Origin of the sequence: Lysinibacillus sp. NPDC047702 (assembly GCF_050272555.1) — a bacterium.
Lineage (GTDB): Bacteria > Bacillota > Bacilli > Bacillales_A > Planococcaceae > Lysinibacillus.
This window is the reverse complement of record NZ_JBNNMG010000012.1, coordinates 88,587-100,861: the sequence shown is the minus strand read 5'-3', so window position 1 is coordinate 100,861 and position 12,275 is coordinate 88,587. Positions and strand designations below refer to the sequence as shown.

The 12,275-nt window shown below is 31.5% G+C and carries 13 protein-coding genes and 1 pseudogene; 10 read left to right on the top strand and 4 right to left on the bottom strand.

Annotated features, from left to right (window positions below; translation table 11 throughout):
- Positions 1-503: ISL3 family transposase (locus ACQKIM_RS08985; RefSeq protein WP_427542186.1), on the top strand; the 503-nt coding region annotated here is incomplete at its 5' end.
- Between the two features lie 46 nt (positions 504-549).
- On the opposite strand, the gene ACQKIM_RS08980 is transcribed toward ACQKIM_RS08985, so the two are convergent.
- Positions 550-681 (bottom strand): hypothetical protein, encoded by a 132-nt coding sequence (locus ACQKIM_RS08980; protein ID WP_427542183.1) that lies wholly within the window; start codon positions 679-681, stop codon positions 550-552.
- A gap of 428 nt (positions 682-1,109) precedes the next feature.
- Between ACQKIM_RS08980 and ACQKIM_RS08975 the strand changes: the two genes are divergently transcribed.
- The 4 genes from ACQKIM_RS08975 to ACQKIM_RS08960 all read left to right on the top strand — a co-directional run bounded on the left by ACQKIM_RS08975 (position 1,110) and on the right by ACQKIM_RS08960 (position 4,156).
- Positions 1,110-1,877, top strand: coding sequence for a class I SAM-dependent methyltransferase (locus ACQKIM_RS08975; RefSeq protein WP_427542180.1), 768 nt, complete (start codon positions 1,110-1,112; stop codon positions 1,875-1,877).
- 714 nt (positions 1,878-2,591) lie between these two features.
- The gene (locus ACQKIM_RS08970; protein ID WP_427542177.1) at positions 2,592-3,074 is read left to right on the top strand and encodes an RNA polymerase sigma factor; all 483 of its coding nucleotides are present in this window, start codon (positions 2,592-2,594) and stop codon (positions 3,072-3,074) included.
- A gap of 4 nt (positions 3,075-3,078) precedes the next feature.
- Complete coding sequence (locus ACQKIM_RS08965) at positions 3,079-3,741, top strand: zf-HC2 domain-containing protein (RefSeq protein ID WP_427542174.1); 663 nt, start codon at positions 3,079-3,081, stop codon at positions 3,739-3,741.
- 259 nt (positions 3,742-4,000) lie between these two features.
- Positions 4,001-4,156 (top strand): hypothetical protein, encoded by a 156-nt coding sequence (locus ACQKIM_RS08960; protein ID WP_162832712.1) that lies wholly within the window; start codon positions 4,001-4,003, stop codon positions 4,154-4,156.
- A gap of 71 nt (positions 4,157-4,227) precedes the next feature.
- Here ACQKIM_RS08960 and ACQKIM_RS08955 read toward each other — a convergent pair.
- Positions 4,228-4,403 (bottom strand): annotated as a pseudogene (locus ACQKIM_RS08955) (IS1595 family transposase); the annotation flags it as partial.
- A gap of 295 nt (positions 4,404-4,698) precedes the next feature.
- On the opposite strand from ACQKIM_RS08955, the gene ACQKIM_RS08950 reads away from it, so the two are divergent.
- From ACQKIM_RS08950 to ACQKIM_RS08930, 5 genes are all read left to right on the top strand, one after another.
- Complete coding sequence (locus ACQKIM_RS08950; protein ID WP_427542171.1) at positions 4,699-5,586, top strand: AraC family transcriptional regulator; 888 nt, start codon at positions 4,699-4,701, stop codon at positions 5,584-5,586.
- Positions 5,587-5,881: 295 nt separating this feature from the next.
- Positions 5,882-6,244 carry a hypothetical protein gene (locus ACQKIM_RS08945; RefSeq protein ID WP_427542168.1) on the top strand — a complete coding sequence of 121 codons (363 nt, stop codon included), beginning with the start codon at positions 5,882-5,884 and terminating at the stop codon, positions 6,242-6,244.
- Positions 6,245-6,971: 727 nt separating this feature from the next.
- Positions 6,972-7,532, top strand: coding sequence for a GNAT family N-acetyltransferase (locus ACQKIM_RS08940; protein WP_427542165.1), 561 nt, complete (start codon positions 6,972-6,974; stop codon positions 7,530-7,532).
- Positions 7,533-8,189: 657 nt separating this feature from the next.
- Complete coding sequence (locus ACQKIM_RS08935; protein WP_427542162.1) at positions 8,190-8,690, top strand: DUF4275 family protein; 501 nt, start codon at positions 8,190-8,192, stop codon at positions 8,688-8,690.
- Positions 8,691-8,844: 154 nt separating this feature from the next.
- Positions 8,845-9,366 (top strand): general stress protein, encoded by a 522-nt coding sequence (locus tag ACQKIM_RS08930; RefSeq protein WP_427542195.1) that lies wholly within the window; start codon positions 8,845-8,847, stop codon positions 9,364-9,366.
- 418 nt (positions 9,367-9,784) lie between these two features.
- Here ACQKIM_RS08930 and ACQKIM_RS08925 read toward each other — a convergent pair whose 3' ends face one another.
- On the bottom strand, positions 9,785-10,939 hold the full coding sequence (locus ACQKIM_RS08925) for a hypothetical protein (RefSeq protein WP_427542159.1): 1,155 nt from the start codon (positions 10,937-10,939) through the stop codon (positions 9,785-9,787).
- Positions 10,929-12,260: a F390 synthetase-related protein gene (locus ACQKIM_RS08920; protein ID WP_427542192.1), complete on the bottom strand. Its 1,332-nt coding sequence runs from the start codon at positions 12,258-12,260 to the stop codon at positions 10,929-10,931. Before ACQKIM_RS08920 ends, ACQKIM_RS08925 begins: the two co-directional genes overlap by 11 nt.
- Positions 12,261-12,275 lie beyond the last annotated feature (15 nt).

The window sequence follows — 12,275 nt, the reverse complement described above, 5'->3', positions numbered from 1 at the left end:
GTTACGTAACTGAAGCGCTTCAAGCAGTACGAAAATCCGTTCAAAAGCAGCTAGCACCGTATGCTAAAAAGGACCTTAAGCAACACTTCCGAATTATTGGTAAACGACGTGATCAATTGAAGAATGATGAAAAAAATAGCCTACACCGACTGCTTCAATACGCTGAAATCCTACATCAAGTCTACAGTTGGAAAGAAACCTTTATCGAATGGTACGACTGTAGCTCCACGTATGAACTAGCGAAAAAAGGCTTCGAACGTTGGTTGACGCAAGGTACTACAATCAAGCATCCAGCCGTGGAATCCTGTCTGTTAACGATGCGCAATTGGCAAGAAGAAATCTGTAATTATCATCAATTACGCTTTACTAATGCAGCAGTAGAAGGGAAAAATAATCTCATTAAAGCGCTGCAAAGACGCCATTTTTTCACGCGCAATCTGCAGCACTATAAAGAGACAATTTTACTAGAATGCAACGCCGAATGGATTCAGTATGGCTCTTAGTCAAGCACATGTTTTGGTGAAGAGCCATAAAAAACAGACAACTTTGTTAGTTATCTGTCTCACGATCTGAATTGGACTGTTTAGCTTGTTCAATGACTTCCTCAAAGGCTGCTTTAATTTCCTCAATCGTATAACCAGCTTCCAGTAATTCTTGAGTTGTTTGTTCTAGTTTGTTCATTTTGAAATCCTCATTTATATTTTATCTATCTCCAACATTAATAATATTGAAGTTTACTAGGAATATCAAAAGAGCCGTATTTTTAGGGGCGTATAGTAAGGCTGTAGAGCGTTCCGATAGGAAGTTGAGTAAATCATCTTATATAGAAGAAACTCCTAATAAAGAGCGTCCAGTGCCTTTCTATAATTGGCTTAATGAACGTGATTGGCGTACACAAATAAATAGTAGACCAAACATAGATAATTGGCTGGAGTGGTAAATGGAAATAGTTATCCATATAAAAATTAAATGAGGTATTATTAAACTAGGAAGCAGTTTAATTAAATAAGATATAACTATATTTGAACTATTAATTTCAATTGTTCTATAAGGGCATTTCATTTTCTTGTATTAATAGTGTGGTAACAATATATTCGGAGGAAAATAAATTGGATAAACGATTTATATTTAATGAGGATGTAGGGAATTACGATAAATGGAGACCAACATATTGTGATGAATTATTTAAAGATATTTTGAATTATTCTCAAGTAGAGTATGGCAAAAAAATTATTGAAATTGGAATTGGCACAGGTCAAGCGACAAAACCTTTTCTGGATAAAGGCTGTGAATTAAAGGCAGTCGAATTAGGAAAAAACCTTGCAGACTATACTAAGTTAAAGTTTCGAGAATATGAAAATTTCAGGGTACATAATTCAGCATTTGAAGACTTTGTGTGTCCATATGAGAGTATAGACTTAATTTATTCAGCTACTGCATTTCATTGGGTTCCAGAAGAAAAAGGTTACCCTCGAGTCTCCAAATTATTAAAAAAAGATGGTACACTGGCATTATTTTGGAACAGACCATTTGTATCACGAGAAAACGATGAATTGCATAAGCAAATTCAAGGAATATACCAAAAATATAGACCTTCCAATACTAAAATAATAGAAAATGACACGAAGAAATATAACAACAGGTTTAAGACCATTGAATCTTATGGATTTAAGGATGTAGTGTTTAAGTTATATCATTTAACTCGAATATTTTCTTCGAATGACTACATTGCATTATTAAATACTTATTCTGACCATAGAAGTCTGCCTTATAATACAAAAATAATGTTAGAAAAAGAGATTAGAGAAGCGATTATAGATTTTGGGGATAAATTAAAGGTATACGATACGATTGATTTATATTTAGCAAGAAAATGATTTTTTCTTATTAAACTAACCAGGTGCTTTAATTAAATCATCCTTAAAAAGACCACTCCGTGAAGGGTGGTCTTAAAAGTAAGGTAAACAAAAGGTAAACATTATAGCTGCAAACCATTGATATATCAAGGTTTTAGTATGTCCTCCTGGGACGTCTAAAGGTTCAGATAGAACAAGTTTGAACCAAGTGAAAAGCGCTTCAAATCCTTTAGTATCAAGGGTTTGAAGCGCTTTTCCTTTTTTTGAGAATGCGTTTAAAAAAGGATAGAAAATGAAAAGTTTCTACACATTTTCTACACAAAAAAGGTATTACTAAATTGTTTCGTGACTGTTATTGAACTAAGCCGCAAAAGGTTAAGTGTAACTATTTGCATACAATTAGCCGAGCAGACTTCAAGGCAACCCATATTTCATTAATTTTTATTAATCAATTCTTTTTTAATCATTTAAATAGTGTTCCTAGAAAGGGCAGTTTAACGATGATAATTTATAATGTAGGATTATAAAAAAGTTTGATCATTTGTATTAAAGTTTTAGTCGTTTGAAAAGTAATAAATGTATTTATAAATGTTAGTTAATTTATTCAACAAACGGGCCATTTAATTGAATAAGTGAATATCTGCATCTGTTATAAAATTTTTTTAAAATGTTGTAACGAAATTAATAATTTTGTGATACATAGGTGAATGGCCAGACGGAAAAGGGAGGGTGGCAGTGGATAAGGACAATATATACCAAAATTATGGGGATTTTATTTTTAAATACTTGTTAACTTTGACAAACAACCTTGATTTAGCAGAAGAGCTAACTCAAGAAACATTTTATCAAGCGATTAAATCCATTAATAACTTTCACAATAATGGTAAAGCCAAGTTTTCCACATGGCTCTGTGCAATCGCTAAAAACATATGGCTGCAAGAATTAAACCATAAAAATAAAAACCAACAATTGAAGGACTCACTAAAAAGTAAACGCACAACATTTTACGACTTGGAAGATGAGTATATAAAAAACGAGGATAAAGTTATGTTTTTTAAAAAGGCTCATCAACTCAGTGAGGATAAACGAGAAATACTTTATTTAAGATTGTTGGGTGACTTATCGTTCAAAGAAATTGGTTCAATTTTTGAAAGGACGGAAAACTGGGCAAGAGTGACTTTTTATAGAGCAAAACTTGAAATCAGAAAGGATGAGTAGGGTTATGAAACATAGCGTATTTAAGGATTTGGCTCCTGCTTATATTGATAAATTAACAAGTGAAGAAACAAACGAACAGATAGAAAAACATATGGATCAATGTGAAGAATGCCGAAATTATTTAAATAAAATGAAGGGAGATTTATTTTCAGAAGATGAAAATGAGAGAAGAAAAGATAAAAGGAACATTGATTATTTTAAAAAGGTACGCTCCAAAAATAGAAAAAAGATCTTAGTTATCGTATCATCACTACTAGCAATGTTTCTTGCTCTGATAACTGCTTATTACTTTGTATTTGTGAATATGTGGCAAGCGAGTTCCAGTAATGTTGAAACAAACATTCAGAGTCAGGGCACGATGGCTACGCTCTTATTCAAAGCAAAAAAGGACAATCATTATATAATTTTAACAGATGCAAAAACAGATGAGGGATATACACATACTATATTTGTGTATGAAAAAAGGAACGATTTCTCTACCCCAGCAAAACTCCTAAAAGATGGGAGTGGCATTTCTTTCACATTTGCAGATGAAAACACATTATTACTGTACAATGGGAAGAAGAAGAAACTAACGGATGAAGATAAGGTAACTATACAATATAAAGATAAAACCGATGTAATACCCATAAAAGATTTATATGATAAAGGTAACGATGCTGAATGATTTAAAAATGGGATAGAAGTTATACTGCAAACGGGCGCATTTCTTTAATAAGGAATGTGAAGAATTTATCGGGCACAGAAATGTCCAAAGTGCTGCTACGATCTTTAAATTTAAATGTTGTTTTTATCTAGTAAATATGAACCCTCACAATCATTTTTCCTTATTTTTACAAAGGTCTTTTTGTGGTATTAATATATATTTGAAACTAAATGGTTAAAGTAGTCGTATAAGGTATTATAGATTAGAGGAGGTCGGAAAAATGGATTATACTAAAATCTATAATGAGGAACTGATTGCCTTAGTAAAAGAGAAAATAAAGTCCGTCGGTGAAATTAAAGCGGTGAAGTTTGTGAGAGAACAAACAGATATGTCCTTAATACAGGCAAAAAAATTTGTAGATTTTTGTAAAGAATAGACATAAAAATTAGAGTCACTAAACTGTGGCTCTAATTTTTATTAAAAGTATCTTCAATAGTCATTGAACTACTAAATAATAAACTTCGACAGACGTAAACTACGATATGTTTCTGTCATTTTTTTGTGCTTTCATTGCTATGACTATCTACAAATAAAAACTGCGCTAAGTAATTATCGAGGTATTTAGAATCAACACCTTTAAAAAGATTTATCCAATGTTTTAAACGTGAATGTAGTCCGTTCACAATAAAAAATGGTTTAAAAAAAGAAAAAGAGATTTTATTAAACGAGAAAATTGTTAGTATATATACTGCCTAAAATAGATATAGAAATATATGAGAAAACGCTATTAATAATAAAAAATAGTTATTCAACAATCTGGCGCGATTCTGTAATAAGGATTAGCGCTCGTTTTCATTAAAGGGTCATTTAATGGAATAATATAAATTATTACTTATAGGTACCCTACATAATTGTGCACGAAATATCGGATGGGTACATTCAACTCCTGCTATTCTTTTGATAAAGGAGGTCACATAAATGGATTTGCTTAAAAACATGAATGGAGCATTAAAGTATATTGAAGAAAATCTTACTAATGAAATTGACTTCAAAGAAGTAGCTAGGATAGCTTTCTGCTCCGAATATCATTTTAAAAGGATGTTTTCCTTCCTTGCAGGTATTTCCCTATCGGAATACATTCGTCGCAGACGGCTTACTCTTGCAGCATTTGAGCTTATAGATAGTAGCGTAAAGGTTATTGATATTGCAATGAAATACGGGTATAACTCACCAGATTCTTTTACACGAGCTTTTCAAAATTTGCATGGTATAACACCTTCAGAAGCTAGAAATAATGGCCATTCACTTAAAGCTTACCCACAAATGACCTTCCAGTTATCAATCAAAGGAGGAAATGAAATGAACTATCGTATTGAAGAAAAAGAAGCATTTCGCATTGTTGGTATTAAAAAAAAAGTGCCTATTATTTTCAGGGGGGTTAATCAAGAAATTGCTTCAATGTGGGAAAGTTTAGATGATGAAACGATAAATAAACTAAAAAAACTTTCTAATGTTACGCCTTTAGGACTAATTAGTGCCTCCACGAACTTTTCTGAAGGCAGAATGGAGGAAAAAGGAAGGCTTGATCACTATATTGGAGTAGCCACAACAAAAGAGTGTCAAAATAACCTTGCGCAACTTGAAGTTCCTGCCTCAACTTGGGCTATTTTCGAAGCAATCGGACCATTTCCAGATACGCTACAAGATGTGTGGGGGCGCATTTATTCAGAATGGTTTCCATCCTCAAATTATGAACAAATAGAAGGTCCAGAAATTCTATGGAATGAAGATAAAAATGTAACCTCACGAACTTTCAAAAGCGAAATATGGATACCAGTTTTAAAAAGTAATAATAAATCTAATTGAAAATTTTGAATCATTAAGTGAATTATTTTATCGTTTAACTTTTAGACAAGAAGAAGCCACATTTTGTTTACTTCTTGATATTAGTTGAGAGAAAGGTTCTTATTCTACAATCGGGCACGATTCTGTAATAAGGATTGGCGCTCGTTTTCATTAAAGGGCCAGATTGTTGAATAACAACTTTTCATGAAAGATTACCAAACGACGCTTTGGGAACCTCTTGGATAATTTATATAAATATTCATTGGAATATAGGATAATAGAGATATATAAAGACAAAACGAGGAGATGTGTTAATATGCCTTATATTCACGAGTTTGGAATAGTTGCTTGTATAGAAAAAGACAAAGAGTATATTGATTATGAACCTGAAAAATATGATTGTATAAGTGTGGATGGCGACCTTATTGACGAACTATATTCTAAGGACTTTGGTAAAAAAATCGATAAACTAAAAACATTCGCACACAATACAAATAGACCATATAACAACCTTGCCAATTTTGGAATAACCTTGATACCACCAAGTTCTCATAAACAATTTTTAACTATTGTTAGTGAAGCAAACGACGAATACAAATCAGAAGAACTTGAAGAATTAATGAAAAAAATTGCTGAAGCAATAAAAGAAGATAAATGGATGATTCATTTTGGTGTTTAATTGTACAAACACGTAAACCTAAGAGGTGATTGTTCAAAGTAGTTATCGCTTCTTGTACTAACGGTGCAGTATACAATCCCATTCAAAATAACGTTCCCAAATAAAAGTTTGGAAATACATCAAAAAGCCACAAAATGTTGTTAGATCAACGTTTTGTGTTTTTTCTAATGAACATTATTTAAACAGCGTTTTATGCAAGGGGGCAAACAATTGATACATCAACAATTAAACAATTATGGTTTGCTGTTTAGTGTACATAAAGTCGTGCATATGCGTTGTTAATATGCAATTTTGGTGCTCCTTATTACAATAAAACATTCATGTGCTTCGTGCTCCTAACCCATGCATTTTTTCAGACAATAAGGGCTGCGAATAAAATATGGCATTTCTTGTTGTCCTGAATAGAATAGGCACGTTCAAGTTTGTTTAATTCAAAGAAAAAACTTTCAATTGCCCAACGAGATTTAAAGAGCGGATGTTTAATCGTTCCATATTGTGCAGGGTAGGTTATCGAAGAAATAGCTAAAGATTTACTTGTTAAATAATTGGATTGAAAAAGTTGCTAAATTTATATACAATTCAACTATATCATAAGTAAAGGGAGATGAACTCTTGATGGCATGTATTGTGTTAGAAGTTTTAAAAGGATCAATGAAGCAAAAAATTAGCAAGGGTTCAGTAGAATAACCCTTACTGCTGTTCCCTGCGTATTAATTGGGGGATAAAAATGATAGAGCATTATATTGAAAATTTTCTAACAGGTGATAAAATCGTTTTACGTAAAATTACAAAAAATGATTATGAAAATTTCTATGGAATTGAAGATGTGGTGGAAAGTCGATTATTAATGAATGACGGGATTCCATTTCCACCAACTAAAAGTGACCATGAAAAGTTTCTAAGTGAAGTAAATCCTGAAAAAGATGAATATATATTCGGGATTGAGCTGAAAGAAGAGAAAATCTTTATTGGGACGATATCTGTTTACTCAGTGAATTGGAAAAACAGCTCTTGTCATGTTGGCGTTTCCATTGGGACCGCATACCAAGGGAAAGGCTATGGAACAGATTCGATGAAGGTATTGATCGACTTTATATTCAATTATATGAATTTAAATAAAGTGAAACTTCAGGTATTTAGTTTTAATAAAAGAGCAGTTGCTTCTTATGAAAAATGTGGGTTTTCTTTGGAAGGGACTTTAAAAGAAGAACTATTTAGATTTGGCAGATTTTACGATATTTATTATATGGGATTGCTTAGAAAAGATTGGGTTACTTTACAGAGTTAAATATTGTTTAGTAAGCAAGTAATAACTTAATAACAAACATTATTAAAGTGTCCTCTTTTGAGGATGCTTTTTCTTTTGCACAAAAGTAGGTGAAACGCCATTATTCACTAATACAACGGATATGGATAAATTGTTAGAATCGTTAACTAGTGATATTAGTAAAAAAAAATTTGTCATGGTCAACGTTGAAATTATAATCAATTAAGCAGTGTATCAATACGCAGAAGCTGATGGGGAGCTTTGCTATGAATATTAAAGAAAGTGTACTGGCAGTTGCTAAGCATTAAGAGCCGTATTTGTAGGGGAATATAGTAAGGCTGTAGAACGTTTAAATAGTAAGTTGATAAAGTATATGGTGAACCATCATTAGATAATTGGCTGGAATGATAAATGGAAATAGTTATCCAAATGAAAGTGTTATGAAGTATTATTAAATTACAAAGTAGATTAGTGGAAGTATGGTCTGATAGGAGTCATAAGATATGAAGCGATTAGTATTTAGTTGATTTTATTGGCTATGTGTTTTTTAACTACAGACTCACCAGGTTAGCGTGTTATCGAATTATTAAAATAACAAAGCAGGGGAGTTGAAGAAGCAATAAAAAAGTTCGATTTTTATAAAAAACAGATTTCTATAATTCGTTATTGGAGGAAAAGATGATTAGAGATAAAATTGATAAAATCTTAGACTGTTTACCAGAGGAAGAATTAGAAAATGTTTATTGGTCAATAGTTTTTATCCAAGAAGATTATAAATTTAAACAAAACTTACATGAAAAAGGTGTAGTCATAGAATTAGTTAATGAACCAGAGAAAATTATTGATTTATGGGATAAGACATTCGCACAAAATATTAGTAAAGAATTAAAAGAGGAAATATATTATGAACAGTTTAAATGGCATATTTTCAGTTATGAGAAGCAAGAATGCTTAGAAAAAGAAGTTGCCAGAAAAGCATTTGATACTTTATCTAAAGAAGAATTTTATGTAATGTTTCAAGGTTCACCAATAATATTCCTTTATACAAATGCTAATGAAGTGATATCAAGGGATTTTGATACTCAACAAGATGTATATATATTTGATAAAAACTTTACTTGGACATATGTTCATACACATGAATCAATGTGTGGTCCATATCTTTATAAGATAAATTGAAATTAAGATTTACAGTGGCGGGAACAATTTTGAATGTTATTACTGACTAACTAAGGGCATAGTTTTCTTATTGTGCTAATGAGGGCTTTACTTAAATAAACCATACAAGATTATTCCGTGATAGGGAGTTTTATAAAGAGGGAGGTATAAAAAAATCAGTAAGAAAAAGTTGGAAAAGAGACTGTCTTATTTATATTCAGGAGAATTATCTGCGACAATTTTGTTTATTTTTGTTAGTTATTATGTTGATAGGGCTTTTCCTAATTTGCAATTATATTCACTGTATTCTTTTTGGATATCATTTTTTCTTTTAGAATTTCTTTTACTGCAAGGGACTATTTATTGGTATTCGAAATTAAAGCGATTAAGAATTGAAAATATGTCTATGACACCTGTATGGATAGTTAGACTTTTAAAACGCTTAAAATTAATTAATATTATCTTAGTTTTTGTTTCAATTGTTATGTTCGTAATTGATTTCGTGCAATTTTATTCTTCGCTACCTATAAAAGGACTGATAACTACAGTTTTTATTTATATTTTTGCAGTTTTGGAATTTATCAATTACTTTTACATTCAACTTTCATATGACAATATCTCTGATATTAAATATTTGTTGAAAACAAAAAAACTAAAGCAATCCTGTATACGTAAAGATTTTCAAAGAATTTTATAAGTTAAGATATATACTAACCAATTTACTATTTGACTAACAAAGGCTTCGTATAGAGGCTGAGCTAAGTGGTAAAAAAGTCCGAAAAGCAATGGATAAAGCAAATCGAGAGAATATTCAAAAGACGATTGTGCTTGGTGAAAGTGAATTGACCAAAAAAAGGAAATTTTTCTTTATTTTGAAGAGATTCATTTTGACGAAAATATATAAGAGTAACATGTAACTTTTGGTCTTCATAGAATCACGATTAATGAAGAGGAAATAAAACTTTTCTCCTTTTACTTAATTGTTTATGTAATTTAATCTGTACCATGTATGTTTGTATGCTTTAGAAATGAAAATGTTCTGGAGTTAGTTTGAAATTGCCGAGGTTGTGTAAATCACACAACCTCGGCAATTTCATTTTTCTAGTTTTTAGATTTTATAATTCTAGCCTTTCAACTAAAGGTATTCCAATTTTCTTAAGCAAGAATGATAATAGTTTCCAATAACACCTTTTATAGAAGGGAAGATGGTTGACGTAGAGGGCTGTATATTCAGGTATTCCTACACCGCTTCTAGCCTTTTTAAAGTGACCAGCGCCTGCACTTTGATGATATAAAAATTTATTGTCTAGAGCTAATGTTGTGTTTAAGTGTCTCAGAATTCTATAGAGCTGATACTTCGGGAATAATGAAAGATTGTAACCGTAAATCGGATTTGTCATCATATTGCTTAACACAAAGGTTCCAGAAATAGCTTCTAATTGACCGTTAATTTTTACTCCTTGAAAAATGAACAAATTCTTTTTCAGCATCTTTTCAATGAATGTATAGGTGAATTGTGGGTTTAAATCAGAGTACTTTTCTATATATAATTGATGATAAAGCTCAACGATTCGTTCAATATCTGCTGTTGCTAATTCTTTATTAGAAACAATCGTCATATCCTTGGTTAAACATTTCTCATCATGTTTTCGTTTTTTTCTTTCACTTTTAGTAGGTATATTTAGTCTTTCGTTCGTAGATATGTAAATATAGCGACTAGGTAATAAAACAAACCCCTCTTTTTCAAACCCCTCCATCATATTTTTATGACAAATTTCATTTATAGATCGAAAGCCAAGTTGGTGTTTGGGAAAATGTTTAATCAGCAACTCCCTTAATATAAAAATTTCCTCTGCTGTTAAAGACGTTATTAGGTTTGTGGAAAGGCAATAATTGTTAATATAAACGATTTTATTCATTTCCATTTTCTTTGCTATATAGCCAAATTGATTAATAATAGCTTTAAGAACAACTCTTAACGGTTTTGAAGAAATAAAGCGCAATTCTTCCTTTGCATAGGAAATATAATGCGTATATGGTGAACAAACATATGAATTTTCGTAGGTGCTGTCATTGATTGTACAGGGTATTAATTTACGTCCAATTGCTGCAAAAAAAATGTCTGTTTCTACGTTTTGGATATAAGCTGCTGTGTCAGTAATCATATCTTCGAAATACTCTTGTAAAAATGCTCCGTTTTCATAGAAATGCCAATCTAATTCATGCATATTATTGTTGTTAAATAGAGTGCCTTTATCATCATTCAGCATTTTGAACAACCTCTTTAACTGCCATTTTATTTTCAATCCGTTTCAGTTTTGTTAATTGGTCTTGTTCTTCATATGGATTGAAAGTGATAAAAGGGCAGTGGTAGTTTTCTTGTAAATAGACCATTAAATTTGCTTGAATGCTTTGTTCAGTTTCTTGTCGTCGCTCTTCATCAAACACTAAACATTGGACCTCGATTTTATTTTCGCTATGTTGAATAACTCTATATTCTTTTAGGTTTTCCGAAGCGGTAATACAAGCTCGTCGAATAAAATCAGGAAAAACGTATGCTAGATGATCATGGTGTCTATCTTTTAAAATAAATAAGTCATCCATACGTCCCTCAATTTGTTCAATCGCCAACATTGAAGAGCCACAAGGGCAAGGCTCGGATTTTATTGTGAGAATATCGTTTAAACGATAACGAATAATGGGCTGTGTACGTCTTCTAAAATCAGTGATAATCGGAAAAAATTTCGTTTTCTCCGAATTTAAGAATTCTTTTTCGATATAAACGATATCTTCATTTAAATGAATCGTTCCATGTGAGCAAGAACATCCCAGGAAACCCTCTGTACATTGATAGACCTGATGAACCTTTTGATTAAATATATTTTCAATGAATACTTGGTCTAAAGGGTCCAAAACTTCTGCCATTGTAATAATTTTGATAGGTTGTATGGCTAGTTTATTTTCTTTTACAGCTTGAGCCAAGCGTCTAACCATTGAAGGAGGTGCTGCAATAATCGTTGGTTGATCGGCATTTAATCTTTTTATATGGGATTCAAAGCTATCTAGTAAATCAAAAAATGAAAATTCTATTTTTTTATTATTTACAGACTCATACAAATTGCTGTTTGCACGTAGAAAGAAGGCAATTTTCTCTTTGTTTTTAAAACCATTAGGCAGCAATTTTGCTAAAATCGTCCCTGCCCAGGCTGTTTGTTCTTCTTCTGAAACTAAGAAAATTCCTCTATTTCCAGACGTTCCAGATGATAATCCTACAGTAATATTACCGATTTTTGGGGAAAAATCTCGATTTTCTTCAGCATTTAAAGCAACCCCGAAAGCCTCTTCTTTTAAAACGCCTTTTGTATTAAGGGCATTGAAGTGATCCATCATTATTTGTTTATCCATAAAAGGATAGTGAGTTATGTCATTATATGCTTTTAACTCCAACTGTCTATAATAGGGTGAATGTTTATTTATCCATAAAAGGTGTTTTTGTAATTGCTTGCTCTGCCATTGTCGAAAGGACTGTGGTGAGTATTTTTGTATGCGTTTCACTTTTAAATAGTTTTGTAGAATTTTAATGACCTTTATCATTTTTAACCTCTT